Here is a 26,798-nt window from a genome sequence, read left to right on the forward strand (position 1 = left end):
CCAAATGCCCAAAAAGTTAATTTGATAGATTTTTCAGATAGCCTATAGAATGCTGACAACAATTCAGCCATCTCGCATAATTAGGCTATTCTGTATTTTTTTAATTAATGCCATATCTGCCGGCAGCCAATTAACGCTGTATAATTCATCTTTACTAAGCCAGCGCGCGTCCTCTGCTTCTTTGAGTTTTATTTCACCCTCGGTAACATTACACCAAAAGCAATCCATACTTAAATGGAAAGTCGGATAATCATACTCGATGGTATCAATCAATTCACCAACTTCTATTTTTACAGCAAGTTCTTCTTGTATTTCTCTAACAAGTGCCTGTTGCGGTGTCTCGCCTGGTTCAACCTTCCCTCCGGGGAACTCCCACTTGCCCTTAAATTCGCCGTAGCCTCTCACTGTAGCAAATAAATTGGTTGTATTTTCTAAAGAGTCACATATAACTGCGGCCACTACTTTTATTGTCTTCACTGTTTTATTCCTCTACCGACTGCTTCCGTAATCGAAATTTATACTCTTTGCGCATATTTCCAGATTCATCTTTGTCATCTTCATATGTATAATCTACTAAAGAAAAAACGCCTTGATAATAATATTCTTGCGGCGAGAACTTAACAAATAGGTGAATCTTTTTTTCGTCATTTTCTGCATCAACAATAGCTTTATTGCCAAGTGACATTGTTTGGTCTCCAGTCTTTCCTTCACCGGAATAAATATAGTCTCCATCAGTAGTCCAGTGGTCGTGGTAAACAAAGCCAGCCTTCTTTTTATCAATGGATGAAACGAGCACTACTGTTGATGGTGTTCTATTTATTCCTCGGCCAAAGCCAGCAATTCTGATACCAAATTGTTCTTCTACCTGTTTATATGTAAGAATAGGCTGCTTAGCTAAATGTCTAACGTTGTAATCCGGTCCAAAGCCATCCTCAATGTTATTGCGAATTCTTCGTGAAGGAGTACCATTTCTCTCTGTAACCCGCAGTTCTTTTTCAGCTTTATGTGCTGTCTCCTCTGCCAGACGTTGTTTCCTGACAGCTCTCTTGTTATTTTCAATTTCTGACAAAATTTCAGACTGTACCGAGGTATCTTCCGCAACAATAAATGTTTCAAAGGCGTCCGGATAAACAAAATTTGATACCTTTGAAGCAAACTGTATAGTCAGTAAGTTGTCAGATATTCCTGTCACAACTCCGTTGCCAAATACTTTGTGCTTGACTTTTAAATTTAATAAATTCATTTGTCATCACCCATTATCTTGGAATTATTAATAATTAAAAATACATCTTGTTATCTATTTCACTGCCAACTCTGCCTCTTGATATCGAGTAGCCTAAACTGCGGTCGGCTCTGACAACAATCCCCGTGCCACAACATATGACATCTAATCCACAGCCTAAACCCTACCGCATTTTTTCGCTCATCCACTTTTTCTTCGGTCAGACTAAAAAGTAGATATGTTTCCCTACAAGAAAACCGAGCTTTCCGCAAGGCTTCTCTGATGATACTCACCTCGCAAAAAGCCCGGAAATACGCCACTTTTCAGCACTTATTTATCTTTTCTTGACAGCAAACAGACCGTCTCCACATGCGCTGTTCTTGGGAACATATCGCAAGGTGTTACTTCTTTGGTTTTATAGCCGTTTGACTCGAAAATTTCTAAATCTCTTGCAAGGGTTGCGGGATCACAAGACACATACACAACTCGTTTCGGTGACATTTGTGCTACGGTCAAAATTACATCTTCGCCGCAGCCTTTTCTTGGCGGGTCAAGCACTACGACATCAGGTTGAAGTCCCTCTGCTTTAAGTTGAGCCGCTGCCTTTGATGCATCGGCACAAATAAATCTTGCGTTCTCTATGCCGTTTGCTTTTGCGTTTTCGTTTGCATTCTTTATAGCATCCTCGACAATTTCCGCACCGACAAGTGTTTTGCAGTTTTCAGCCATTGTAAGTCCTATTGTACCTGTTCCGCAGTATAAATCAAGCAGAATTTCGTCGTTTTGCAGGTTTGCGTATTCTTTTGCTTTACCGTACAGTTTTTCTGCTTGGGCACGGTTTACCTGCCAGAATGAAAACGGTGATATTTTAAATTTAAGTCCGCATAAAACATCGGTAATGTGGTCACTGCCGTATGCAACACGATTTTTCTTGCCTAAAACCACATTTGTTTTTTCTCTGTTAGAATTAATAATTACGCTTTTTAGGTTAGGCAAGCCGTCTTTTAACATTCTGACAAGTTCGTCTTCCTGTTTTAAGCCGTTGCCGTTGACAACATAACAAACCATAAGTTCGTCAGTAATTTCACCAAGACGCATATATAAATGTCTTAATCTGCCTTTGCCTGTTGTTTCGTCATAAATATCAGCATTTGTTTTATCTATAAATCTTTTTGTAATTTCTATTACAGAATTAAAAACTTCAGGCTGCAATAAACAGTCATCACACGGAATAATTCTGTGCGTATGAAATGAATAAAATCCGAACACCGCACTTCCTTCTTTTGCCCTACCTATAGGAAATTGCGCCTTATTTCTGTATCTGTCAGGTCTTTCGCAGCTGATAATATCTTTAAATTCAAAGTCTTTAATTCCGCCTATTCGTGTTACCGCATCGTAAACACGCATTGATTTTATTTTTAATTCTTCTTCATAAGAAATATGCCGCCAAGTACAGCCTCCGCATTTTGAGAACTGCGGGCAGTCCGCCTCGATTCTTGCAGAAGACGGAGTAATTATATTTTCAATTTTACCGAAAGCATAAGTTTTCTTTGTTTTTAATATTCTTACTTCAAGTTCATCGCCAATGGCTGAGAGCGGTACGAACACCGCTATTCCGTCCTCTGTTTTTCCTACGCCGCTGCCCTCTGCGGTAGCCGAAGTTATGTTTAATTTTATAATATCATTCTTAACTAAATTCACTGATTATCACCGATTATATTGTAACATTTTTAATATAAATTGGCAATATAAAAACTAAAATACGAAAAAATATATTACAAATTGAAAAAAGGTATTTATTTTTTTTGACTATAGCTTTATAATATAAGATAGAATTTTTGTGAATGGAGAATGAGTGTTTTGAATTACGACATTTTACTTGATAATATAAAAAGGATACATTTTATCGGCATCGGCGGCAGCGGTATGTGTCCGCTTGCAGAGATTTTAAACAGCGAGGGCTATCAGCTTTCAGGCTCGGATATGAATGAGGGTGAGACACTCGACAGAATCAAAGGCTACGGCATTCCCGTATATATGGGACATCGTGCAGAGAACATTGACGGTGCAGAGCTTGTGGTATATTCTGCCGCTATCAAAGAAGATAACCCGGAAAGAAAAGCAGCTGTTGAACAGGGTATTCCTTGCATTGAAAGAAGCGTTATGCTCGGCGTTGTAACAAGAAGATACAAGAGAAGTATTGGGGTTTCCGGTACTCACGGCAAGACCACAACCACAGCCATGCTTTCGCAGGTACTTATCGGCAGCGGTTTTGACCCATCGGCAATTATCGGCGGCAAACTTCCGTTTATCGGCGGCAACAGCTATGTAGGTCAGAGCGACATTATCGTTTGCGAGGCTTGCGAGTATGTTGATACATTCTTACAGCTTAATCCGTTTATTTCTATTATACTTAACATTGATGCCGACCACCTCGACTACTTTAAAAATCTTGACAACATTAAAAAGTCATTTAATAAATTTGCAAAACAGACTACAGGTTTGCTTGTAATCAACGGTGACGACCAAAACACACTTGATGCAGTAAACGATGTTGACATTGAAAAAATCACCTACGGCTTTGGCGAAAACTGCGACTACAGAGCAGAAAATATTTCTGCAGACAAGGGTGTTCACGAGCAATTTGACATATATTACAAGGGTGAACTCCTTACAAATATTAAGTTGATTGTTCCGGGCAAGCATAACATTTATAATGCACTTGCCGCAGCGGCTACCGCACATTACCTTGGTGCAACACCTAAGGAAATCGCCGAAAATCTCCACAAATTCGGAGGTGTTCACCGCCGTTTTGAAATTCTCGGTACACCCGAGGGAATTACAGTGGCAGACGATTTTGCTCACCACCCGACAGAGCTTACCGCAACACTCAATGCCGCAATGAATATGGGCTTTAAAAAAGTATGGGCGATTTTCCAGCCGCATACTTTCTCAAGAACAGCACTTCTTCTTGATGATTTTGCAGAGGCTCTTAAGATTCCGGATGTTGCGATTATTTCTGAAATTCTCCCTGTAAGAGAAACAAACACATATAATATTTACTCAACCGACCTCGGCGCAAAAGTACCAAACTCGGTTTGCCTTGACACTTTTGAAGAAATTACAGACTATGTATGCAAAAACGCAAAAGAGGGCGACCTCATTCTCACAATGGGCGGCGGCAATGTTTATATGTGCGCCAATATGATTTACAATCAGCTTAAGTATAATGAGGAGAATAAGTAATTTCATATTTCATTTAAAGGAATTAAAATTTAACAGATATAAAATCAGCCTGACTTCATACGAAATCAGGCTGATTTTTTGCTTGAATAATTATTTATTTCTAATATCGTCAATTATCATTTGTATATGAGCAATCTGCTCTTGAGATAACCCCGAAACATCAACGGTTTCCCTCTCGTTAATACCAAGCAAATAATCGGCACTTACTGAATAGGTATTTACTATTTTAATAAGCATTTCCACAGACGGCTGAATATTGTCGTTTTCCCAATTACTGATAGTCTGCTTTGTTACATTAAGAGCCTGTCCGAATTGCACCTGATTCAGTCCGAGCGAAAACCTTAATTCACGAATTCTTTTGCTTAACATACCAACACTCCAATACAAGTATCATAATATTTATATCAGACTTTTAATTTTATACCATAGCAAAAATATCATTAGGCTGAATTTCAAATACCTTGCAAAAAGCCACTATTTCTATATCTGTTATAAATCTTTTTCCGCATTCTATTCTTTGAATTGCATTTTTGTCTAAATCCAATCCAAAAAGCTGCAATTTTTCAGCAAGCTGTCTTTGACTGCATTTAGGATTTAATGCAAGTCTTAATTCCGCAATCCTCTTTCCGCATACATTATTCATATTTTCATTTTTATTTTTAAACATTTTTTATACTCCTTTGACATTTAGTGCTTGTCAATAAGAATATTTTATGCTATAATACACCTGTAATTGACATTTAGTGAGTGTCAATTGCGAATAATAAATTAAATAACGCAAGGAGCGATAAAAAATGAAAAAAGTTAAAAGATTAACAGCCGTAATACTGTCTGCACTTATGATGACAAGTGCATTTTCCGTACTGCCTGTAAGTGCGGCAGTGATTGAAAGTAATAACTCGGTTTTATCATCAGATTATTTGACAAGTGGAGATTATGAGTATTCATTACTTGATAACGGTACTGTAGAAATATCCGAGTATGTGGGTAATGATAGTGATGTAACTATTCCTGATGAAATTGACGGAAAAAAGGTTACGAGTATAGGCAAAGGTGCATTTGAAAACAATATAAGTATTAAAAATATTGAAATGTCAAACAATATACTATCAATATATGACGGTGCATATTATAATTGTCAATCATTAGAAACCATTAAACTATCTAACTCGTTGACAAAAATTTTGGTAGGAGCATTTGGAAATTGTTTATCATTAAAAAGAATAGATCTTCCGGATAGTTTATCCTATGTTGATGATTTTGCCTTTGGTAATTGTGAGAGTTTAGAAACAGTTAATTTTCCGGATAAACTTTCAGATAATGGCTTTTCAAAAGGTTTAGCAAAGTCTGTATTTGAAAATTGTATTAATTTAACATATGTTAAACTACCTGATAATTTACAATATATTGGTTATGGAGTTTTTGCAGGCTGTAATAAATTACAAAAAATCACTATACCGCAAGATGTAACTTCTATAGGTAATAAAGTTTTTTATAATTGCACTAATTTAAAAAGCATTATTATTCCTAAAGATGTTAGTTTTATAGCCCGTGATTCATTTGAAAATTGTAATATACTAACTATAAACGGCTACATTGGAACATATGCAGAAACTTATGCAAAAGAAAATGATTTTGAATTTATTGCAATAGATGAAATAATTCTCACAGGCGATGCTAACCAAGACGGTATTATAGATGTAAATGATGTTACATACTTGCAAATGCACATTGCAGGCAACAAAAACACCGACGGTTCTGCTTTTATTGACGAAACAAACAAGCAACTGTTTAACTGCGTTGATATGAACAAAGACGGGAAACTTTCGGTTTCCGATGTAACCGCATTGCAGATTTATATTTCAAACAACAACCCAAAAATCAATTAATACAAGAAAGGCTATCGCAAGGTTAAAATGCGATAGCCTTGTTTTATTTATAAGGAGTTATCCAAATATTTGTTGTAATATTTAATTATGATTCAGCAAATTGCTTGATAAATCATTCCGTAAAACCATAATTTACCCCCAACTATTGAAAAATAATCAAAAAACAAAACAAGCGACCGAACACTTAAAATGCTCGGTCGCTTTTGTCAGCAATAATTATTTATGGTTGTTAGAGTGGCATTTACCTGCCATTGCACAGGATGCACATCCGCAGCCACAGCTGCCACAAGAAGATTTGCCCTTTTTCTTTGCTCTGAAATGGCTGATAATAATTGCGGCAACTACAGCAACAACTATAAGCAAAACAACTATTGTACCAATATTATCAAGTAAAAAAGTAAGCATATACATCCTCCTCTATCAAAATCTAAATTATTTTACCTTTACAGAAGTTTTTAATGTATTAGCCTCTTTGTATGGTCTTACGAGCATATAAATCATAAATGCAAGTACCAATACAGCGAAAATAAGACCGATAACATTTACATTACCTGTAAAGAGTCCGCCAAACTGATTAATCATAAGAGCGATTGCATAAGCAAATACACACTGGTAAGCTACTGCAAAACAGGTCCACTTAGCATTATTCATTTCTCTCTTCATAGCACCGATAGCTGCGAAGCAAGGAGCACAAAGGAGGTTGAATACGAGGAATGAGAAACCGCTGATTGCTGTGAAAGCACCGCCGATTTCTGACCATCCGCCCGGATAAAGAATACCCATTGTACCAACGATATTCTCTTTAGCAACAAGACCTGTAACCGATGCAACGGCTGCCTGCCAATTGCCCCAACCAAGCGGAGTAAAGATCCAAGCAATGCAGTTACCGATAGCGGCAAGAATTGAATTGCTGATCTGATCCTCTGAAAGCATCTGGAACTGACCGTCAACAAATCCGAAGTATGTTGTAAACCAAACAATGATTGTTGAAAGAAGAATGATTGTACCGGCCTTTTTGATAAATGACCAGCCACGCTCCCACATTGAACGGAGAAGGTTGCTTACTGTCGGGAGATGGTAAGCGGGAAGTTCCATAACGAACGGAGCAGGATCGCCTGAGAAGATCTTTGTCTTCTTAAGCATAATACCCGAAACTACAATTGCAGCCATACCGATGAAGTAAGCTGATGTAGCAATCCACGGTGAACCACCGAAAATAGCACCTGCGATCATAGCGATAAATGGCATCTTAGCACCGCAAGGAATAAATGTTGTTGTCATAATTGTCATACGACGGTCACGCTCGTTTTCAATTGTACGAGAAGCCATAATACCCGGAACGCCGCAGCCTGTACCGACAAGCATTGGAATAAATGATTTACCTGAAAGGCCGAACTTACGGAATACACGGTCAAGTACGAATGCGATACGAGCCATATAACCGCAGCTTTCAAGGAAAGCAAGGAGTAAGAAAAGTACAAGCATCTGCGGAACGAAGCCGAGAACTGCGCCTACACCGGCTACGATACCGTCAAGGATAAGACCGTTGAGCCAATCGGCACAATTAATAGCGTCAAGTCCGTTGCCGATAAGAACAGGAATACCGGGAACCCAAACACCGTATGTGCTTGCGTCAGGAGCGCCGTAAGCCTCTTTGTAATCTGTATTGAGATAATTGTCTACTGCCTCCTGCAACTGAGCCTTTGTTGTATTAGGAGTTTCAGTTACCTCAAGTGTTTCTTCATCTTCAACAGAATAAGTAACATTTGCATCGGCAGGAGTTAATGTTACAAGCTGAGAGAGCGCTGCTTTTGCTGCATCTTCAGAATAATTTTCATCTTCAAGATCAATTGCAGCTGCAATATCGTCATTACCGTATTCTTCATTGAAAGCTTCAATGATTGCATCTGAATCGCCGTAAGTTTCTTCTGCCTCTTCTGCCTGTGAAGTACCTATACCGAACAAATGCCAACCGTCACCGAACAATCCGTCATTTGCCCAGTCTGTTGCCATTGAACCTACAGTCTGCATTGAAATGAAGTAAACAAGGAACATAATTACGGCAAAAATCGGAAGGCCAAGCCAACGGTTTGTAACAACCTTATCAATCTTATCTGATGTTGAAAGGCTACCCTTGCTCTTCTTTTTATAGCAAGTCTTAATAATAGTAGCTATGTAAATATATCTTTCGTTTGTAATAATGCTTTCGCTGTCATCGTCAAGCTCTTTTTCGGCATTTTCAATGTCAGTTTCAACATGCTTTTTAATTTCGTCGCTAAGGTTAAGCTTTGCCATAACCTTATCATCACGCTCAAATACCTTGATAGCGTACCATCTCTGCTGTTCTTCAGGCATTTCGTGAACTACTGCCTCTTCAATATGAGCAATAGCGTGCTCAACAACACCGTTAAATGTGTGCATTGGAACAGTTTTTGTGTTCTCGGCAGCATCAATTGCAGCCTCTGCCGCTTCCATAATACCTGTGCCCTTCAAAGCAGAAATTTCAACAACCTTACAGCCAAGCTCTTTAGCAAGTGCCGAAGTGTCAATCTTATCTCCGCTCTTCTTTACAACATCCATCATATTAATGGCAACAACAACAGGGATACCGAGCTCTGTAAGCTGTGTTGTAAGGTAAAGGTTACGCTCAAGGTTAGTACCGTCAACAATGTTAAGGATTGCGTCAGGTCTTTGCTCGATAAGGTAGTTACGAGCAACTACTTCTTCAAGTGTGTAAGGAGAAAGTGAGTAAATACCCGGCAAGTCCATAATTACAACATCGTTGTGCTTTTTGAGCTTACCCTCTTTCTTCTCAACGGTAACGCCCGGCCAGTTACCAACAAACTGGTTTGAACCTGTAAGAGCGTTAAAAAGGGTTGTTTTACCGCAGTTAGGATTACCTGCAAGTGCAATTTTAATACCCATTAGTGTCTTCCTCTCATAGATTTAGTTATTTTAGACTAACTTAGAATTTAAAAATATCGGGGATAAACCCCGTATTTAACTTAAACAAGTTCAATCATTTCAGCATCGGCTTTACGCAAAGAAAGTTCATAACCTCTTACTGTAACTTCAATAGGATCACCGAGCGGCGCAACTTTACGGATATAAATTTCAACGCCCTTTGTAATACCCATATCCATAATTCTGCGCTTAATAGCGCCCGCACCGTTAAGTTTTGCAACTTTTACGGTTTCTCCGATTTTTGCTTCTCTCAGAGTTCTCATATTGTACCTCCATTAAATCATAATTTTGCTTGCCATTTCACGGCTGATTGCAACTCGTGCTCCTTTTACATTAACAATAAGGTTACCCGCCATTGAAGAAACAACTGTAACTGTGCCGCCAACAACAAAACCCAAGTTTTCAAGATGTGCACGAACCTCAGAGTTACCTCCGATTTTTTTAATAATGTTTTCAACGCCCGGATCGGCAAATGTTAAAGGCATAAGCTCACCATCCTCGCTATACAGCATTAGTGCTAACTAACTTTGACAGTACAAAAAAGTTAGCACCCGCTAACTGATTATTAGTTTACTACTTTTATATTAAAAAGTCAATAAGTTTAATAAATTTAAAATAATTCAACACTAATTTCGTTAAATTGACAAATTTTATATTACTTAATTCGGTAAATTGATATATTCTTTTTAATACTTTTTCGCATCTGTTTATCGCAAATCTTTTACATATCAATATTATGCAATTGCAAAGCAAAAATATGAATTATTTTTATATAAACAATAAACAAGCGGTGGTTTTTTGCCACCGCTTGCTAAGGTTTTTATTTTTTAAAATTTGTCTTATACGAAATTTTATGTTACAATTTTAGAATATTCATAATAATGTAACTTTCAAATTTTGCATACAATAAAATTAATTTAAAGCTAAAAGGCGGTGAAGTAATGCACAAAAAGATTAAAATTTCAATTTTGGTTATGCTCTTAATTTTGCTTTGTACTCTTTTTAACGGTTGTATGAACCATATAAAGACCATTTCAGTCAATAACGAGGATTACTTTAATGCATTAAAATGCGATAATGATGAATATAATTTAGTTATATCCGAAAGTTCGGTAGTAGATAATCTCAATAACGGTTATGCTGCTCAAGCTGATGAACTGCTTGCAAAAAGCCTTATGGATAGTGGCGGGCATTATTATTGGTATCCACATTATATCACAACGATAGTAATAGCAGTTGACACAGGCAAAGTAAAAGAAAACATAAACAGCTTTAATTCTCTTGCAGGTGTTGAAGAAAAAATCTATATAGATTCAGATTATTATAATTACATTACCGCATCAATCGGCTATTCGCTTAAAAAAGAAAATTACCGTCTTGACGATGCCATTAATTACCTGAAAGAAATGGCAGACTCAGCAACAGCAATACTGAACTTCCAATATGGATCTGCACCGATACACAGGCTGTTAAACTAAAACGAGGTAACAAAAATATAGACATTATTATTCCAAATGATGGTACGCTTTCTTTTGTGCAAGGAATAATTTCACCATACCCACTATGTTTTGAAAACAATCTCTGCAATAATATAAATCAAAATGACTTGCGAACATATAACAACGCATCTCTCCTGTATCCTACCCAAGAAAAATATTCTAACGCTGTTATTTATACCGATTACCGGCACTTTAACGAGCAATCAACAAATGTTATTAAAAAGATGAGGAGAACAGTTTTTGAGCAACGCAGATATTCAACAGCAGACGGACAAGAGCATATTTTGTCAGCAGTATTTTTCATTACATTAACAGTGCTGTGGATAGCTGTGCTTGGCTTGAGAGTAATTAACAAAAGGGTTAAATTATCTTTTATTATTATCGGTTCAATGCTTATTCTATGGCTTACAGCGAGGTGCATTAAGTGGCAAATTAATTCTCCGATGATTGAAAGACAGCTTTGGTACAGCTACTATCTTTTTCAATTCGGTATAGCAACAGGTCTGTTATATTTAACAAGCGTAACAGACAAACCAAGCAGCAACAAAATCATACCGCTGCGGATTCTGCCTTTTATAGTGGTTGAACTATTTCTGCTATGTCTGATATACACAAATGACTACCATCAGCTTGCTTTTTCGTTTTATAACGGAATTGAAAACGGTTCCTCTGAATACACCTACGGCATTGTATATTATTTATCTATGCTGTGCATTGGATTACAAACTTTCATTGTATTGTTGTGGCTTATAGTACGCAGTATAAAAAGTCCGAATAAGCTAAATATTTTTTACCCTGTTACTTTTTTTCTTTTGATTTTTTTATATACTGTTGCCTATGTAATGCGTCTGCCGTTTGCCTTTGAGGGTGATATGACGGTAGTTATCACATTTATTATCCTCGCATTTATGGAAGTATGCTTGCGTAGCAGTCTTATTCCCACCAACACAAAATACAAAAATCTTTTTAAAAATTCACCACTTAAAATGGAAATTCTCAACAATTATTTTGAAAAAGAAATTACCGCAAATTTCGACTACTGCCTTACCGATAAACAAAAAGGCAGCATTATTAACGGTAAAAATCCAATAAAACTTGATGAGAACACACTGCTTTTCAGCAAGAAAATTTCCGGCGGATATGTTGTTTGGCAGGACGATATTTCTCAGCTGAACAAAATGTATTCAAATACTAAAACTACTGTAGAAAAGCTAAGGGCAACCAATGCCTTAATCAGAAAAGAAGAAAAAGCAAGGCGAAAATACTTACAAAACGAGGAAAAAATTGACATCTGCAACAGTCTTGAAAGTGAAATTTCCGATAAACTCAAGTTGCTTTCCCGTTTACCTGAAAAGATGAAAAATCAAAACAATAATTCCCTGCTTACTGTCAAAGCCGCATTACTTTTGTGCTACATAAAACGCAGGTGTAATATGTTTTTTATTGCTCTTGAGGAAAAATATTTTTCCTCTGATGAACTAAGTATGTATATAGACGAACTCGGAAGCTTTGCAGAATATTCCAAAGTAAAGCTGCTCTGCACCAATAACGGCAATAAAAAGCTTGACATTGAACACGCAAATCTTATGTATGAGTTTATGTACAACATTCTTGACGAAGCAACACAAACAAAATGCGAATACATATTTGCTCGCACAGAAATATCCGATAAGGAAATTTCTATAAAGGTGATTAGCTCAACGAAAATCAACAGTAATATTTTTGACAAAAAATTTATGATTTCACTTGAAAAATCGGGTGGTAAAATCATCGAGCAAAATGATGACGATAACCTTGGCATTTGGCTCTTGCTTAAGGGTGGTGAAAAGCAATGAATTACATTTATTTTTATCCTGAATTTGAGCGAGTTTTAGTTTGTATCTTGATAATTGCAGGCATTTGTATGCAATGCTTTGCATTTATATACAAATTTAACAGTGGAGCAAAAGGTTTTAAATATGTTTGCGAACTATCATTTGAATTTTCCGTAATACTGCTGCAATTTATTTATGGTTATATATATTCCTGCATTTATTACCAAACTAATATATCAATTTATTATCCCGAACAATATTTAGCTGTTGGGTACATAGCATCCATTTTGTTTTTAATTATGCTTATTGCAACTGCTGTTTATTTAAAGCAAGCACACATAACATTATCAATATGCTTTGCTCTGCCATTGCTGCCATTTGCAAATCATCTTGCAAACGGTACATTTACAGTTGTTCTTTTTACTGCACTGATAATGTTTATTATAAGAAGTGTACATTTAATATTAAAAGCAAGTAAATTAAAACGAAACACTATAACTCCGCTTTCTGTAAAGGAATCAATAGACGCACTCAATACAGGAATTTTATTTTGCAGAAATGACGGGCAGATTCTGCTTGCAAATCATTGCATAAGTAATTTGATGACGGAGATTTTTAATAAAGAATTTACAAGCGGAATAAAGTTTATAAACGAAATCCGTAATATTTCCAACACACAAAATCAGCAAACAGTTTGCAAAGTTAAAAATTCTTATTATATGATTAAGCAAACCGAAATGTATATAAAGAAAAAACCATACTTTCTGATTACCTCCACAAATGTTACAGAACAGATGAATGCAATGCAGGAGCTATTGAGCCTGAAAGCAAGACTTGTTCAAAAAGGTAATGAACTGAATTTTCAGCTAAATAATCTTGAAACCTCATGCAAAGAGGGTGCTCTGTTACAGATACGCACAAGAGTACACGATTTACTGGGACAAAAGCTTTCTGTACTTTTGCGAAAATTACAGAATAAAGATGATAATATAGACGCTGACGCTATTGAAAAATTCTGTAACAGTATAATGAAAGATATATTATCGGATGAAAAAAATGCATCTGATAAAAGTCTGATTCTCCTGCAAGAAGTAATGTCATCAATAGGTGTTGAGCTTGCAATAATCGGAGAAATGCCGTATGATAATGATATAGCCGCACTTTTTGTAGAAACAATACGAGAATGCAGTACAAATGCGGTCAGACATTCACTTGCAACAAAAGTGCGTGCAGAAATCAAGAGCAAGGATGGTATTAATTCTCTTAAAATCACAGATAACGGAACAAATACCTGTACTACAATCCAACTTGGCACAGGACTTTCCGGACTTAAAAATAAAGCAGAAATGCTCGGTGGAACCCTCAGTGTTACACCATATCCGCATTTCGCAGTTGAGTTAACCGTAAAGGAGGGTGAAAACTATGATTAAAGTATTGATTGTTGACGACCACACTTCTGTCAGAGAAGCTTTTAAAGCAATGTTTGAGAAAAAAGATGATTTTTGCGTTGTTGGCGAAAGTGCAAATGCGAACGATTGTGTGCTTTTATGTGAAAGGCTAAGTCCCGATATTGTACTGTTAGATGTATGCACAGAGGGCTACTCCTCCGGACTTGTTGCTACAGAAAATATCAAACAGAATTTTAAAGATATTAAGGTAGTGGTTATGAGCGGCTTTGATGAAATATCTTATTCTCCTCGTGCTAAAGAGGCAGGTGCAGACGCATTTGTATATAAAAGCAAAAGTATGACATTTTTTATTGATACAATACGAAAAGTGCTCAATGGAGAAAAATATTTTCCTGAACCCAAAACAATTCCTTTGCCAAAGGGTGAAACTCCTTTTACTGAAAGAGAAATGCAAATTCTCAGATTAATTTGCAAGCATAAATCAAGAGGAGAGATTGCCTCGGAGCTTTATATCTCGGAAAACACAGTAAAATATCACATTGGTAATCTGCTTTCAAAAACCGGATGCTCAAGTGTTGCTCAGCTTGCAATTATTATGATTTCAAGCGGTTACATCAACCCTCTATATTAAAATATAACAAAATATAACTTTGCCACCTTTTATTTACAGTAATTTTGCCAAAACTACCCAAATGGGTAGGGCAAAATATTATAAGTTACTGTACAATATAATTGTATCAAGGATATATCTCCTGTACAAATATATTGAAAAGGTGGTTTTTTTAATGAAAGGAAAAGGATTACTTAAAGTCGTTGGTATTTTAATGATTATCGGCGGTGCAATTTCTATTATCATGAGCATTATTGCCATTGCAAGTGTAGGTACTTTAACTTACTTCACAGACGGCGACCTTTCCTCTGTTCAACTTAATCCGACAATAATTTATACTTCATGTGTTGTTATGATTCTGGGTTCGGTTGCTGAGCTTATTGCAGGTATCATTGGTGTAAAAAATTGTACAAAGCCCGAAAAAGCAACCTCGTGCTTAGTGTTCGGTATTATTGTTGCAATATTTAATTTACTCGGCATTATTATTGGTGCGGTTGGCGGTAGTGGCTTTAATTTCGTGTCACTCGTAATAGGCCTTGTATTACCTGTACTCTTTATTGTTGGTGCGGTAATGAATAAGAAGTCTAACTGATAGAAAATTACAAGGCAGATGTGTTTTTACTCATCTGCCTTTATTTGTTTTATAGAATATTATTATTTTGAAAATGAAAAAATCGGTTGTGATTTTATTGTGTATACTCAATATATTTTTATTTAACAGTTGCAAAGATAAAAACAAATCAACTTTTTCACCTCAGCTTGAATATATAAGCATAAGTTGTAACCATTCAAACTATAATTATTGTTATAGCTTTACAGCATACACAAAAGACAGTAAGGCTTACTTTTCAGCAGATTGTACCATTGAGAATTTTGAATTAAGCGGTAAGCATATAGAATTTGAAAATAAAAAAATAGCTTATAATGAGTTTTTAAAAATTCAAAATTTCGCAAAAAAAAATAATCTTTATAATTTATATAGCAATCATAAAAATATACCATACGATGCTTGCGACATAACTACATACTCAATCACGACAAAGTGGGAAAATCAGCAAGAACTTACAGTATCGGATTATAGCTTTGATACTGATATTCAAAACTATTTATATTTATTAGCAAAAAAATATTGCAATTCAAAATAAAGGAGGAAAAAATATGAAAGCAAAACTCTCAAAAAAGCTGCTCAGCATTGGGCTTTCGGTACTTATGGCTGTTTCTGTATTGCCATTGTCGCTTATATCAACAAATGCAGTAACCTGTAACATAAAAATCAGCAATATTACCTACCCACGACCTGACGCAAAACCTGATCATAATATTAAATACAGCGGTAATTTAAAGTACGAATTACTTGGTACAGTTTGGAGTTCAGACAACGACAGTATTAGTGCTTCAATTGAACCAAAAGAATTTGAAAATTTCTATAAAACTCTTTTCGGTTCAATGAGTGATCAACTGAGTGAAGAAATGAATGACCTTCCAAAGTTTGTTGATACAGAAAGTTATTATTTTTATTCTATGTTTGTTGTAAGAAATCAAACAATACCATATGGAATGCAAGCAGATGTTGAATTTTATGATACAGATAACAATTTGCTTGAAGGATCGGAAGAAAGAATGTTTATGCCTGTATCCACATTGAAAAGTCAGCTTCCGGATGATACTTATATTGATCCCAATTATCTTTCCGATAACGATACTGTTTTATTATGTGCGACAAAAAGAATTATTTGTTCTCCTAAAGACCATATCCACACAAGCGGAGCAAAGGCATATGACATTTTTGAGCATTATGAGTTATGCAAAACCTGCGGTAAAAAAATGCTTGATACGGTTTATACTCATAGCGAATCATCTTATAAAGGAAGAGAGCATTGGTATGTTGACAAGCAGCCTACCAATACAACAGATGGCAGATGGTATAAAAAATGCGGCGGCTGCAATTATGAATTTGATTCACTTACAATTCCAAAAAGAAGCAATCAGAATATTGTTAAAAGCTATGACGAGCTTAAAGCCGCACTTGCAAAAGGCGGAAAGCAATGGATTACTATAAATTTTTCCAATAGTTACAATGGCTATGAAGTTATAGAAGACTCAAAACGAAATAATGAGTTATGCTTAGATGATCCAAAAGCTGAAATTACTATTAATATGAATAACTTTAAAATTTCAAGGGAAACCCTTTATGATGATTGTCTTTTTAACATTAAACGTGGTAGTCTTAGAATACTTCAGTTTGATACTTCAAGTTTAAACGATAACAACACTACATTCAGTTTTTTCTCAGGAAACAATAACAGATGTATATTTAATGTTGCAAAGGGTGCAAGCCTAAGATTGAGCAATATAAAGGGTGTAGCAAGAAGCACAGAGTTTTACTATGATTTTCCTTGCGTTATTTCAAAAGGAAATCTGCAAATAGACGGTGGCATATATACAACATATACCGAAAAACCGGCTATAAACATTACGGGAGGCAATGTCACCATTAACGGCGGTGAATTTGAAGCAACATCAAAAGGCCCTGTAATCGGTACTTTAGTTAAAAACGCTTACGAGAATGACTATAAAAATATAACTATTAATAACGGTCATTTTGGCGGACTGTATAATGCGATTGTATTTGATGAATATACAACCGCTACAATTAACCAAGGTAACTTTGAATATGATGACTATTATGAACGTAAACAGGCATTTGGCGTTGTAGCAAACGGCGGTAAACTCACAATCAACGGCGGAAACTACTATGCTACAAAAGCTGCTGTTGAAGCAACAAATATGGAATCATTTAACATTAACGGCGGGTATTTCAAACTATTTGATGAAAATAATTATAATTTTGAAGGTGCTGTGTGCATAAAAACAACATCAGATTCTGATTATCTCCCCGTTATCTCAGGTGGCGCATATGTAGGCTCTTACGGAATTACTTTCTTGAAAAAGCCCAAAATAACTGACCAATGGTTAGCAAGAAGGGTTGATTTTTCAAATGTAATATCTTCAAAGTGCAAAGTATATGATGACGAAAAAAAAGTTGACATAAATATTGTATCAAACTCATTAGGTAAAAAATATCTTCAAATAATAGCTCCAAATCCGGTTATTACAACTCAGCCCACAGACGGGTATTCTCCAAACCTTGGTGACGCTGTTACCTTTGATATTAATGCAACAAATGCAGACACATATAAATGGCATATTATTGATGAAAATGGCAAAGAAATTGACTGGCTCTATATATTAACCAACGGATACGGTGAGCTTTCCACATCATTCGGAGGCAAAAAATTATTTATTACCAATGTCAGCGACTGGCTTAACGGCAAACAGATATACTGCGATGCTATAAGTGGCAATAATACCGTACATTCAAATATAGTAAATATCAAAATCGACAAAAAGCTCAAATATATGAACGATATTTACTTTGACAATTTTGATGATATGTGTAATAACAAAACAATCGGTGATTACAAAAAGCCTAAAACCTCCGAAAATGCACTATACACGATTGGCGAAGTAGAGTGGGCAAAGTACGGAAAGCGTCTTGATGACAGCTACAAAATTTCTATAGGCGAAAAACTGAGTCTTGCACTTGAGATTATTCCAAAAAGCGGTTATGAACTGAACAACAACATTTACGGAAGAGTAAATGGCATAGACAGCGTAGGCACATTAAAAAGAGCAAACGGAAAAAGGTATATGATATTTGACATCAATGTTAGCGTGCCGGACAAATACAAAACCCAGAACATTGAGGTTAATATCAAAGCTCCAACAGTTGGTGCTGCACCTGCCAAAACGGCAAGTTGCGTTGCCGGCAATGTAAATATCAACAAAATTGAATGGTCACCGACTGACAGTAAATTTATAAGCAATAAATCCTATACAGTAAAAATTGAGGTTACTCCTATTTATGGGTGGGGCGATATTGAAACAGTTACGGCAAAGGTAAACGGCAATAATGCTAAATTCATAAAAGAAGGCGGCGGAAAAAATAAGAAATATTATATTAGCTATACATTTGATAAAACAAGCGATGTTCTCCTTGGTGACATTGACGGTAACGGAACGCTTTCTATTCTTGATGTTACATTAGGTCAAAGACACCTTACCGGTGATGTGGTACTTTCAGAAACTCAGAAACAAGCGGCGGATATAAATTGCGACGGTCAGATTAATGTAAACGATATGACTCAAATTCAGATTGCAATTTCAAGTGGTGTTGGATTATAAATACAAGAAAGCAAATCGAAATCTATCACAATAATGATTACGAATATGAACAGATTTCAAATCTCACCAGCCTATAGCAAATACAAAGAAAAAATATTAATTCGAGTATTTAGTTGAAGGCTGTCGCAAAATCGGTGAATTCAAAACTTCCAATGCAAAGCTGTTTCTCATCAAATTACAGGAAGAAGCTCGAGTACAATAAAAACAGCACTCACATTGTGGTGACCCCCAAAAGTTAGATTTGAAAGCGTAGTGGCTTTTAGCTGCTACGCTTTTGTTATGCAACTAAGGCATTAATCCTGTACTCAACCGGACTTAACCAGCCGAGTTTTTGTTTGATTCTCTTGTTGTTGTAGTAATCAATGTATTTGATAATTGCTTGTTTAAGCTCTTCATAGCTGTAATAAACTTTTCCATAATATATTTCTTGCTTTAATATTCCAAAGAAATTTTCCATAACAGAGTTATCGTGACAATTTCCTTTTCTTGACATACAAAGATAGCTACTATTCTAACATTGCTAAATTATCAAATATTGGAACGAACATACTTTTCCAATATGATGCTCCCGACGGTTTTAGATATGTAGTATTTCATTTTTGGAATGCTATTTCTTATAATGTTAGAATTTGTAAATCTCCTAAAGATAGCCTTGATATAAGAAATATTAGCTTTATAAAAACTTACCATTATGATATTGATGGAAACAAATCAGAGGCAGGATTTTTTTGTAAAGTAAATTGTACTGATATATTTGATAGTACAAGTGCTAAAAAAGTTAATGCAATAATATGGAAACAATTTCTTCAATTTCAGATACATCCTTTTGACGCTTCAGTACAAGCTTCGGTTCAAAGCTTGAAACTCTGTCACGAGGAACTTTAATTTCAACCTCTCCTGCACTTGTCCTGACTTTCTTATTGGTGTAGCCGTTACGACGGTTATCGGTTGATTTTACACCGTGATCGTTGCTCTCATAGCCTAAGTGATTGTTCATTTCGCCTTGCAGCATTGCCTCAAACATCGGTCCGAAAATGTCTTTCAAGGCGTCCTGCATATCTGCAACGCTTTTCGGATGATACTGTTCTATGATCTGCTTTGCGAGGTTTTCACCCGGTGTGCTTTCCTTTTTCTTTGCCATTTCGTTCATTCCTTTTCTGTCCTTACTTCCATTGTAGCACACTTTCCCGCAAATGCAAAAAGTGTGCAAGCTATTTTTCTAACTTACACACTTTATTTTACAAGCTCGTCTATGATTCAAGAGGGCAGCTTGTTTTTTGACTTTCTGTTGTAAATCATAAGCAGTATGATTGCAGCACCAAAGGAAATCAGCTCTGTGACCGGTAAGAAAAATATACCGCTAATTTTTCCTTGTTTTAGTTAATATTTTAACCATTTCTCAAACTAAATGCTACCGATTTCTCAAGTTAAATGCTACCTTTTGCTACTGTTGCATTTACTTTGAGAATTTACCGATTTAGAAGATGCAACTTATTTTTCAAGGAAGGATGATGACCTATGGGAATTTTAAAGGATTATTTAGGACAAGGAGATGCACCTACAAACAGAACGGCAGGCAGTGCTATACAGATGACAACAGTTTACTTAAAGCTTTCCAAATCACACTTAGTACTGCAATAAAAATAATAGCAAAGATTATAACATGCCATATCAGCAAAGAGAATGAATTTGAGTAGAGATTAATCAAAAAAGTATCCCCTGTTAAGGCAAGATTGTTTGCCATATTTGAATTTTCAATAATGGTGTTCAAATAATATGACACATCAAATATATTGTCATACGGTATGTACTTCGATATTATAAAAATACTAAAATCCGATAGAAAAAATATTATCAGCAATACGACAGGTATACCAAATGCCGTGATAGCCAGCAATACATATTTTATCGGTATTGATTTAAGCGAATTTAAAATATAATTCTCACTCAGATTTTCTTTTATATCTTTGATAAGTTTTTTGCAGATTCTGTACCATAGCCTTATAGCTAAAAAACACAGCGCAATGAAGAGTATCAGAAATATGATATTTTCAAAGTTCCTGATGACATTCGCTTTTTCAGAAAAATTTGTCGAGTGGTATTGAGATAATTTCATCTGCTCAATTAATGGTGCAGAGCTTGCCGAATTGTCATATGAAATAGTATATACATCACAATTTTCATATCCGCTATAACAGGTATAAGGAATGTAAATTCTCTGCTTTCCATCACTCGAAAGACTGTTAATAATGTTTTCGCTTTCCTGAATAACACCGCAAATCGTATATACTTCATCATTAAGCGTTATTGTCTTCCCTACCGCATCGGTATTAAAAAACAATTTAAGTGCAAGGCTGCTTGAGATAACTGCAACCTTGTTTTCATTTTTTATATTTTCTTCGGTGATGCTATTACCATTAAGCTTTTGTCCGTAAATTTCAAAATAAAATTCATTTGTAAGAACAGGTGTAACAGTTTCTTCCTTTACATTTGTTTCATCAAGTTCTACACAAAAGCTGACTTGATTAAATGAAATTCTGTCCGATAAATTATTCATATCTTTTACTGTCAAAGGTTTTTCATCAGACTTGAGATTATAATTCATCTGCGTTATGCTTGGCAATTGATTAAGCGCATTACCGCTGAAATAAAAGCAAAGACAAAATACAAATACCGTCAAAACACTTATCAAAGCAACAGACAAAATTTTCTTCTTTGACATCTGTTATTCCTCCACAATATACACTCTGTCGCCGTTTGAAATACTCTTTGAGGTTGAATATACTACTTTCATACCGCTGTACATTTCATCAGAAGTTACCTCATAATATAAATCGTCACTGTTTTTAAGATTTACAGTAGCTTCGTTTACGGTTGTCTTGTTATTTTCGTCTGTTCTTGTAACAAACACTGAGCCGGTATCTCCCATAGCAATAACCGCAGAAATCGGTATTAAATACCTGTCGTCTTGGCTCTGCTCACCGTTAATGGTGCCATATGCTACATCGCTGACTTTCACCTGTGGCAAAAGCATATTATCTATTGTACCGGAAAAGTATGTAAGAAAGGCTATTACAATTAAAAATGTAATTCCAAAGCGTATTGAATATTTTTTTAATTTATCTTTTTTCATATCTGCCACTCCTAATTTTTATCGACCTGAACAAACGGCGAATCTATATCCCTTTGCCCATAAAGATAAATAAGCAAAGGAATTATCATAAACATAACTCCGCAGGCAAAAATTATTCCATAATCGGAGTTACTTATATCCGACAGTCCGATTGAAAGTGGATACATAGCCTCATCATCAAAGTAGATAAGTGGCTGTTCAACAACATTCCAATTATCAATGAAGCAGAGCAAAGTCAGGGTAATTAGCCCTCCCTTTATTTGCGGCAAAATAATGTTTGTAAAAATCTTAAAATATGACGCACCGTCAATTCTTGCGGCTTCAATTGTTGATTCGGGAATATACTTTATGCTCTGTCTTAATAGACAAATTCCGAATGCAGAAAATGTACCGGGCAGTATTATTGCAAGAAAGTTATTAAGAAGTTCAAGATTGTCAAGAACAATATAATTCGGTACAAGTGTTACTTGCAAAGGTAAAATTAACAGAACAATATAAACAAAAAACAGCTTATCTCTGAAAGGAAATTTCAGCTTTGCAAAAGCAAATGCCGCAAGTGCAGATACTATAACTTGAGCTATTACTGTTGGAAATGTTATAATTACCGAGTTCCAGAATTTAAGAAGATATTCAGGGCGTCTGAAAAACACCTGATAATACTGTTCAAGTGAGAACATCTCCGGCACAAGATTTATATTTTTGTATTCTCCGTTTGTAAAGTCCAGCATAGAACTAACCTGTGAATTTGACATAAACGAACAGGCAATCATATACACAACAGGGAAAAGAAAAATCGCTGTAATTAAAATAAGAAAAATATACTTAATAATTTTTATCGTTCTTTTCACTTTACTGCCCCCTATTCTGCAAAGCTGTGCTTTCGTTCGAAAATGAAGAAAGCAAGCAGTACAATTATCATAAACGCAGATAAAATTATTGATGCTGACGAAAGTCTGGGATAATTCAGATTGTAGTAATTATTATTGATAAAGTTTTGCAGAAAATAGACATTTGAATTCGGATAATCACCAAACAATGCAAAGACCTCACGGAAGATTTTGAAAGAATAAATCAATTCCATAAGGAAAACAAAAAATGTTGTCGGTGTAATCATCGGTATAGTAATTCTTGTAACTATTTGAAATGAACTTGCACCATCAAGCCTTGCACTTTCATAGAGCGACTGCGGAACATTTGCAAGTCCTGCCGTAAACAAAATCACACAAAATCCGCAGTATTTCCAAATGTAAATAAAAATTATCATCACCATTGAAAATTCGGAATTAAAAAATTCAATAGTATTAAAACCGAAAAAATTAAGTATTCCGTTAATTGCTCCGTAATCATCAAAAACCACCTGCCACACGCAGATAAGCGAAGCTACAGGCACTACAACAGGGATAAGCAAGGCACTTCTGAAAAACGATGATATTTTCTTAAAAGAATTAAGAAACAGTGCAATTAAAAACGAAATCACCATTAAAAGCGGTATTGCAACAACAGTAAATATTGATGTGTTTTTTAAAGCAAGCAAAAAGGTATTATTTTGAAAAAGCTGTATGTAATTTTCTATTCCTACAAAAGTGCCTCCAACGTATAGGCTTTTTATAAAACAAATTATGTACGGCACAACGTAAAAAACTGCTATCCCTAAAAATGATGGCAATATAAACAGATATGCCGCTATATGCTCTTTTTGTTTCCTTGTTAATTTAGATTTTCTCATAATTCATTCCTACTCAGTCAAATAAATTTCCGTAGCAGCCGAAAGTTGACGAATAAACTTTTCCTTTGAAATATCCCCGTTTAAATATTTATCAACTATATCACTGATTACCGAAGAATTAAAATAAGTATCCGATAAATAATTAAACCCATATAAATTACATTTTGTTATGTTGTTTATAATATATTTATAATCTCTTATCGCCGCACTTTGAGCAGTTTCAACAATAGCTTTTTCTTTATCACTAACAATTAAATCTCCAAAATCTATTGCTTCATCTATTGAATCAATGCATTTTTCCATAGCATCGCTGTTTACAGGCAAATACATATATTCTTCACTCATATTTTTTTGCACATCACAGGACAAACAGTACTTAATGAAAGGCAGTAATTTTTCTTTATTTTTACAATTATCATTAACGGCAATACCAACATCTATAGAGGCAGAAATTGAATCATCATCCATATTGTAATTATTTACAAACACAGGAGTTGATCCTAAATATTTTAAACACGAATATGTCTTTACTATAATACTAAAAGCAGGCATTTCCTTATATAAAATAGAAGCACCATTATTTATATTTTCATATAAAAAATAATAAACATTTTCGTCGGTAGTGTCATTCTTAATCAAGCTATAGATAGAATCCAAATCTTCCGAAAACTTATCGCTGTTAAATTCTGTATTTCCGCTGTTAAAATCTATATATTGATCTAAAAACGAATAAAAAAAGGCAATATTATCATCGGCACTTCCAAAAAGAGAATATTCTTTTTTATTTTTTGAAAGTTTCTCAGATAATGCTTTAAAAGAAAATTCAGATGATGTTAAATTGTACTTATTAAGTGTTTCCTCTGTAGTTATAAAAACATCAGGTGAATAGAACAAAGGTATAAAATATCTTTTACCGTCAATCACTCCTGCATCCATAATTTTTGAATTGCAGTTATCTATTCCTATATCATAACTAAATTCACTTATAAGCTCGTTTACATCTGCAATAGTTTTGCTATCTGTTAATTTCTCAAATGGAAGCTTTTGACTCAGAGAAAAAATATCAGGTCCCTCACCTGCCATAATTTCTGTTGACATTTTTAATTTCATTTCTTCCTGAGATTCAAATTCCACGATTTCAATTTGATAGGACTCATCGTAATGCTTTGTACAATATTTATTGTACCTTTTAATAATATCGCAAATAGCATCCTCATAGTATGCACAATATGTAAGCTTTGAGGAATTGCTTGAAGCTGTGCTTTCACCACATCCGCTGAAAGCAAACACAGTAATAATAAATTGTAATGTTAAAATTATCGCAATTTTATTTTTCATAATGATTCACCTTGTGATTATATATATCTTAACATAATTCTAAATTATTAATCTGTAGTTTATCTGAATTTTTATTATTTAAATCAACAATAACACTCTACTTGTTAATTCATACGGATAAGTAGCGAAATCAATATGCACTGAGTTAAATTCACTTCATTAATAATTGAAAGTAACATATAAACCATTTGCAGGGTCGGAAACTACTACAGTATCACCCTTAACTTTAGTTATAACTACATAATGCAATAAGGAATTGTCAATTACTACATGAGCAATAGCAGGTATAGGTGATTTAGAGGTTAATGATTCCTTATCAGCTTCATTCTGTTAAATAAATTTCCGTTGCCGCCGAGAGCTGACGAATAAACTTTTCCTTTGAAATATCCCCGTTTAAGTAATCGTTCACAATATCTCCGATAACCGAGGAGTTGTAATAAGTATTTTCAAATTCCAGATAATCATATAAAGTACAACTGCTTATACTGTTAATCATATCTAAATATTCATTAAAAAACTTAGTTTTTATTTCATCTGAATATTCTTCCTCAGATTTCTCATACTCTCCATCATCATTAATATCATATACACGTTTTGACGTATAGTCAATTACATATTCAAAAGCAGCTTTATTTACAGGTAGTGCCCTTACCACTATTGATGGTGATGAGCTGCTTTCACTCCATAATTTTTGAATATCATAACTTAAAACATATTGAATAAAAGCCAATGCTTTTTCTTTGTTATTTGAATTATTATTCAATGCAATACCACATTGAACAAATGCTGATACTGCATTCGCCTTTTTATTGTAGTTTGGAATAATAACCGGCGTGCTGTTATTATTATAAATATAAAAATAAGAATTTAGCGTACTCATCATAGAACCGTCGAAAGATAATTGTGAAGTACGAAACAAATAATTACCTATTATATCCCATGTAGTTCCTTCTTTTCTTGAATTATCATTCCTAATCATTTTTCCAATATAATCTAAGCTCTCGGTAAATTCATCGCTTGAAAATTCTGTAGTTTTATTATAAAAATCCACATATTCATTAACATAGGAAAGGAAGAACTTATATGTTTCATCTTTATTTCCAAAAAGCGCATAACTATGGTCTTTGTCAGATAACCGTATCTCTAACTCTTTAAATGAAAAGTTAGTATTTTCCAGATTATATTTATCTAATATTTCCTGAGTTGTTATAAGTATATTGGGGCAATAAGCTATAGGTATAATATATCGCTTTCCATTGTAAATTCCGCAATCCATTATTGTTGAATTATAGTCATCAAAATCTATATCGGATTTGTATAATTCCGCAAGCTCATCTATATCCGCAAATGAACCGTTATCAATCAGCTTTTCAAAAGGTAATTTTTGATTCAATGAAATTATGTCGGGTCCTTTCCCCGCCATTATCTCCGTTGATATTTTTGTAAGCATAGTATCTTCCGAATCAAATTCCACGATTTCAATTTGATAGGACTCATCGTAATGCTTTGTACAATATTTATTGTACCTTTCAATAATATCGCAAATATCATCCTCATAGTATGCACAATATGTAAGCTTTGAGGAATTGCTTGAAGCTGTGCTTTCACCACATCCGCTGAAAGCAAACACAGTAATAATAAATTGTAATGTTAAAATTATCGCAATTTTATTTTTCATAATGATTCACCTTGTGATTATATAT

The 26,798-nt window shown here is 34.8% G+C and carries 24 protein-coding genes and 3 pseudogenes; 9 read left to right on the top strand and 18 right to left on the bottom strand.

Annotated elements, in window-relative coordinates; genetic code table 11:
- Nucleotides 1-63 precede the first annotated feature (63 nt).
- From mutT to rlmD, 3 genes are all read right to left on the bottom strand, one after another.
- Nucleotides 64-477 (bottom strand): 8-oxo-dGTP diphosphatase MutT, encoded by a 414-nt coding sequence (gene mutT, locus I2E21_RS01350; RefSeq protein ID WP_195410163.1) that lies wholly within the window; start codon nucleotides 475-477, stop codon nucleotides 64-66.
- Between the two features lie 4 nt (nucleotides 478-481).
- Nucleotides 482-1,243, bottom strand: coding sequence for a hypothetical protein (locus I2E21_RS01355; protein WP_195410164.1), 762 nt, complete (start codon nucleotides 1,241-1,243; stop codon nucleotides 482-484).
- 309 nt (nucleotides 1,244-1,552) lie between these two features.
- Nucleotides 1,553-2,923, bottom strand: a complete 1,371-nt coding sequence (rlmD, locus tag I2E21_RS01360; RefSeq protein ID WP_195410165.1) for a 23S rRNA (uracil(1939)-C(5))-methyltransferase RlmD — start codon at nucleotides 2,921-2,923, stop codon at nucleotides 1,553-1,555.
- Nucleotides 2,924-3,082: 159 nt separating this feature from the next.
- Between rlmD and murC the strand changes: the two genes are divergently transcribed.
- Nucleotides 3,083-4,468 carry a UDP-N-acetylmuramate--L-alanine ligase gene (gene murC / locus I2E21_RS01365; RefSeq protein ID WP_195410166.1) on the top strand — a complete coding sequence of 462 codons (1,386 nt, stop codon included), beginning with the start codon at nucleotides 3,083-3,085 and terminating at the stop codon, nucleotides 4,466-4,468.
- Nucleotides 4,469-4,558: 90 nt separating this feature from the next.
- On the opposite strand, the gene I2E21_RS01370 is transcribed toward murC, so the two are convergent.
- Both I2E21_RS01370 and I2E21_RS01375 read right to left on the bottom strand, forming a co-directional pair.
- On the bottom strand, nucleotides 4,559-4,837 hold the full coding sequence (locus tag I2E21_RS01370; protein ID WP_195410167.1) for a helix-turn-helix transcriptional regulator: 279 nt from the start codon (nucleotides 4,835-4,837) through the stop codon (nucleotides 4,559-4,561).
- A gap of 49 nt (nucleotides 4,838-4,886) precedes the next feature.
- Nucleotides 4,887-5,135, bottom strand: coding sequence for a helix-turn-helix transcriptional regulator (locus tag I2E21_RS01375; RefSeq protein ID WP_022234254.1), 249 nt, complete (start codon nucleotides 5,133-5,135; stop codon nucleotides 4,887-4,889).
- 127 nt (nucleotides 5,136-5,262) lie between these two features.
- On the opposite strand from I2E21_RS01375, the gene I2E21_RS01380 reads away from it, so the two are divergent.
- A complete protein-coding gene (locus I2E21_RS01380; protein WP_195410168.1) occupies nucleotides 5,263-6,357 on the top strand; it encodes a leucine-rich repeat protein in 1,095 nt (364 codons plus the stop codon).
- A gap of 216 nt (nucleotides 6,358-6,573) precedes the next feature.
- Here I2E21_RS01380 and I2E21_RS01385 read toward each other — a convergent pair whose 3' ends face one another.
- The 4 genes from I2E21_RS01385 to I2E21_RS01400 all read right to left on the bottom strand — a co-directional run bounded on the left by I2E21_RS01385 (nucleotide 6,574) and on the right by I2E21_RS01400 (nucleotide 9,806).
- Nucleotides 6,574-6,762: a FeoB-associated Cys-rich membrane protein gene (locus I2E21_RS01385; protein ID WP_022234511.1), complete on the bottom strand. Its 189-nt coding sequence runs from the start codon at nucleotides 6,760-6,762 to the stop codon at nucleotides 6,574-6,576.
- 27 nt (nucleotides 6,763-6,789) lie between these two features.
- The gene (locus I2E21_RS01390; protein WP_195410169.1) at nucleotides 6,790-9,282 is read right to left on the bottom strand and encodes a ferrous iron transporter B; all 2,493 of its coding nucleotides are present in this window, start codon (nucleotides 9,280-9,282) and stop codon (nucleotides 6,790-6,792) included.
- Between the two features lie 80 nt (nucleotides 9,283-9,362).
- The gene (locus tag I2E21_RS01395; RefSeq protein WP_022234513.1) at nucleotides 9,363-9,584 is read right to left on the bottom strand and encodes a ferrous iron transport protein A; all 222 of its coding nucleotides are present in this window, start codon (nucleotides 9,582-9,584) and stop codon (nucleotides 9,363-9,365) included.
- Between the two features lie 12 nt (nucleotides 9,585-9,596).
- Nucleotides 9,597-9,806 (bottom strand): FeoA family protein, encoded by a 210-nt coding sequence (locus I2E21_RS01400; RefSeq protein ID WP_022234514.1) that lies wholly within the window; start codon nucleotides 9,804-9,806, stop codon nucleotides 9,597-9,599.
- A 456-nt stretch (nucleotides 9,807-10,262) separates the two neighbouring features.
- On the opposite strand from I2E21_RS01400, the gene I2E21_RS01405 reads away from it, so the two are divergent.
- The 7 genes from I2E21_RS01405 (at nucleotide 10,263) to I2E21_RS01435 (ending at nucleotide 18,898) form a co-directional block, all read left to right on the top strand.
- Nucleotides 10,263-10,799, top strand: coding sequence for a hypothetical protein (locus tag I2E21_RS01405; protein WP_195410171.1), 537 nt, complete (start codon nucleotides 10,263-10,265; stop codon nucleotides 10,797-10,799).
- A 56-nt stretch (nucleotides 10,800-10,855) separates the two neighbouring features.
- On the top strand, nucleotides 10,856-12,655 hold the full coding sequence (locus tag I2E21_RS01410) for a hypothetical protein (RefSeq protein WP_195410172.1): 1,800 nt from the start codon (nucleotides 10,856-10,858) through the stop codon (nucleotides 12,653-12,655).
- 266 nt (nucleotides 12,656-12,921) lie between these two features.
- The gene (locus I2E21_RS01415; protein ID WP_195410173.1) at nucleotides 12,922-14,064 is read left to right on the top strand and encodes a hypothetical protein; all 1,143 of its coding nucleotides are present in this window, start codon (nucleotides 12,922-12,924) and stop codon (nucleotides 14,062-14,064) included.
- Nucleotides 14,057-14,674, top strand: coding sequence for a response regulator transcription factor (locus I2E21_RS01420; RefSeq protein WP_195410174.1), 618 nt, complete (start codon nucleotides 14,057-14,059; stop codon nucleotides 14,672-14,674). The genes I2E21_RS01415 and I2E21_RS01420 overlap by 8 nt, the downstream gene beginning before the upstream one ends.
- A 154-nt stretch (nucleotides 14,675-14,828) precedes the next feature.
- Nucleotides 14,829-15,245 carry a hypothetical protein gene (locus I2E21_RS01425; RefSeq protein WP_195410175.1) on the top strand — a complete coding sequence of 139 codons (417 nt, stop codon included), beginning with the start codon at nucleotides 14,829-14,831 and terminating at the stop codon, nucleotides 15,243-15,245.
- Nucleotides 15,246-15,312: 67 nt separating this feature from the next.
- Nucleotides 15,313-15,798 (top strand): hypothetical protein, encoded by a 486-nt coding sequence (locus I2E21_RS01430; RefSeq protein WP_186934509.1) that lies wholly within the window; start codon nucleotides 15,313-15,315, stop codon nucleotides 15,796-15,798.
- 13 nt (nucleotides 15,799-15,811) lie between these two features.
- A complete protein-coding gene (locus I2E21_RS01435) occupies nucleotides 15,812-18,898 on the top strand; it encodes a dockerin type I domain-containing protein (RefSeq protein WP_195410176.1) in 3,087 nt (1,028 codons plus the stop codon).
- Nucleotides 18,899-19,175: 277 nt separating this feature from the next.
- Here I2E21_RS01435 and I2E21_RS01440 read toward each other — a convergent pair.
- From I2E21_RS01440 to I2E21_RS01480, 9 genes and pseudogenes are all read right to left on the bottom strand, one after another.
- A pseudogene (locus I2E21_RS01440) lies at nucleotides 19,176-19,391 on the bottom strand (IS3 family transposase); the annotation flags it as partial.
- 297 nt (nucleotides 19,392-19,688) lie between these two features.
- Nucleotides 19,689-20,048 (bottom strand): annotated as a pseudogene (locus tag I2E21_RS01445) (transposase); the annotation flags it as partial.
- Between the two features lie 432 nt (nucleotides 20,049-20,480).
- Nucleotides 20,481-21,620, bottom strand: coding sequence for an ABC transporter permease (locus I2E21_RS01450; protein ID WP_195410177.1), 1,140 nt, complete (start codon nucleotides 21,618-21,620; stop codon nucleotides 20,481-20,483).
- A 3-nt stretch (nucleotides 21,621-21,623) separates the two neighbouring features.
- Nucleotides 21,624-22,031, bottom strand: a complete 408-nt coding sequence (locus I2E21_RS01455) for a hypothetical protein (protein ID WP_195410178.1) — start codon at nucleotides 22,029-22,031, stop codon at nucleotides 21,624-21,626.
- Between the two features lie 11 nt (nucleotides 22,032-22,042).
- Nucleotides 22,043-22,879, bottom strand: coding sequence for a carbohydrate ABC transporter permease (locus I2E21_RS01460; RefSeq protein WP_301954526.1), 837 nt, complete (start codon nucleotides 22,877-22,879; stop codon nucleotides 22,043-22,045).
- 11 nt (nucleotides 22,880-22,890) lie between these two features.
- Nucleotides 22,891-23,757 carry a sugar ABC transporter permease gene (locus I2E21_RS01465; protein ID WP_195410179.1) on the bottom strand — a complete coding sequence of 289 codons (867 nt, stop codon included), beginning with the start codon at nucleotides 23,755-23,757 and terminating at the stop codon, nucleotides 22,891-22,893.
- Between the two features lie 9 nt (nucleotides 23,758-23,766).
- Nucleotides 23,767-25,095 (bottom strand): ABC transporter substrate-binding protein, encoded by a 1,329-nt coding sequence (locus tag I2E21_RS01470; RefSeq protein ID WP_195410180.1) that lies wholly within the window; start codon nucleotides 25,093-25,095, stop codon nucleotides 23,767-23,769.
- Nucleotides 25,096-25,254: 159 nt separating this feature from the next.
- Nucleotides 25,255-25,404, bottom strand: a pseudogene (locus I2E21_RS12175) (cysteine peptidase family C39 domain-containing protein); the annotation flags it as partial.
- A gap of 13 nt (nucleotides 25,405-25,417) precedes the next feature.
- Nucleotides 25,418-26,773 (bottom strand): ABC transporter substrate-binding protein, encoded by a 1,356-nt coding sequence (locus I2E21_RS01480; RefSeq protein WP_195410181.1) that lies wholly within the window; start codon nucleotides 26,771-26,773, stop codon nucleotides 25,418-25,420.
- Nucleotides 26,774-26,798: the final 25 nt, after the last annotated feature.

Source organism: Ruminococcus sp. BSD2780120874_150323_B10, from assembly GCF_015553695.1.
Lineage (GTDB): Bacteria > Bacillota > Clostridia > Oscillospirales > Acutalibacteraceae > Ruminococcoides > Ruminococcoides intestinale_A.

What these genes read in the sequence shown, in the direction of transcription:
- I2E21_RS01355 (WP_195410164.1), bottom strand. Translation starts at nt 1,243, where the DNA reads ATGAATTTATTAAATTTAAAAGTCAAGCACAAAGTATTTGGCAACGGA.
- I2E21_RS01370 (WP_195410167.1), bottom strand. Translation starts at nt 4,837, where the DNA reads ATGTTAAGCAAAAGAATTCGTGAATTAAGGTTTTCGCTCGGACTGAAT.
- I2E21_RS01375 (WP_022234254.1), bottom strand. Translation starts at nt 5,135, where the DNA reads ATGTTTAAAAATAAAAATGAAAATATGAATAATGTATGCGGAAAGAGG.
- I2E21_RS01380 (WP_195410168.1), top strand. Translation starts at nt 5,263, where the DNA reads ATGAAAAAAGTTAAAAGATTAACAGCCGTAATACTGTCTGCACTTATG.
- I2E21_RS01385 (WP_022234511.1), bottom strand. Translation starts at nt 6,762, where the DNA reads ATGCTTACTTTTTTACTTGATAATATTGGTACAATAGTTGTTTTGCTT.
- I2E21_RS01390 (WP_195410169.1), bottom strand. Translation starts at nt 9,282, where the DNA reads ATGGGTATTAAAATTGCACTTGCAGGTAATCCTAACTGCGGTAAAACA.
- I2E21_RS01395 (WP_022234513.1), bottom strand. Translation starts at nt 9,584, where the DNA reads ATGAGAACTCTGAGAGAAGCAAAAATCGGAGAAACCGTAAAAGTTGCA.
- I2E21_RS01400 (WP_022234514.1), bottom strand. Translation starts at nt 9,806, where the DNA reads ATGCCTTTAACATTTGCCGATCCGGGCGTTGAAAACATTATTAAAAAA.
- I2E21_RS01405 (WP_195410171.1), top strand. Translation starts at nt 10,263, where the DNA reads ATGCACAAAAAGATTAAAATTTCAATTTTGGTTATGCTCTTAATTTTG.
- I2E21_RS01420 (WP_195410174.1), top strand. Translation starts at nt 14,057, where the DNA reads ATGATTAAAGTATTGATTGTTGACGACCACACTTCTGTCAGAGAAGCT.
- I2E21_RS01425 (WP_195410175.1), top strand. Translation starts at nt 14,829, where the DNA reads ATGAAAGGAAAAGGATTACTTAAAGTCGTTGGTATTTTAATGATTATC.
- I2E21_RS01435 (WP_195410176.1), top strand. Translation starts at nt 15,812, where the DNA reads ATGAAAGCAAAACTCTCAAAAAAGCTGCTCAGCATTGGGCTTTCGGTA.
- I2E21_RS01450 (WP_195410177.1), bottom strand. Translation starts at nt 21,620, where the DNA reads ATGTCAAAGAAGAAAATTTTGTCTGTTGCTTTGATAAGTGTTTTGACG.
- I2E21_RS01455 (WP_195410178.1), bottom strand. Translation starts at nt 22,031, where the DNA reads ATGAAAAAAGATAAATTAAAAAAATATTCAATACGCTTTGGAATTACA.
- I2E21_RS01465 (WP_195410179.1), bottom strand. Translation starts at nt 23,757, where the DNA reads ATGAGAAAATCTAAATTAACAAGGAAACAAAAAGAGCATATAGCGGCA.
- I2E21_RS01470 (WP_195410180.1), bottom strand. Translation starts at nt 25,095, where the DNA reads ATGAAAAATAAAATTGCGATAATTTTAACATTACAATTTATTATTACT.
- I2E21_RS01480 (WP_195410181.1), bottom strand. Translation starts at nt 26,773, where the DNA reads ATGAAAAATAAAATTGCGATAATTTTAACATTACAATTTATTATTACT.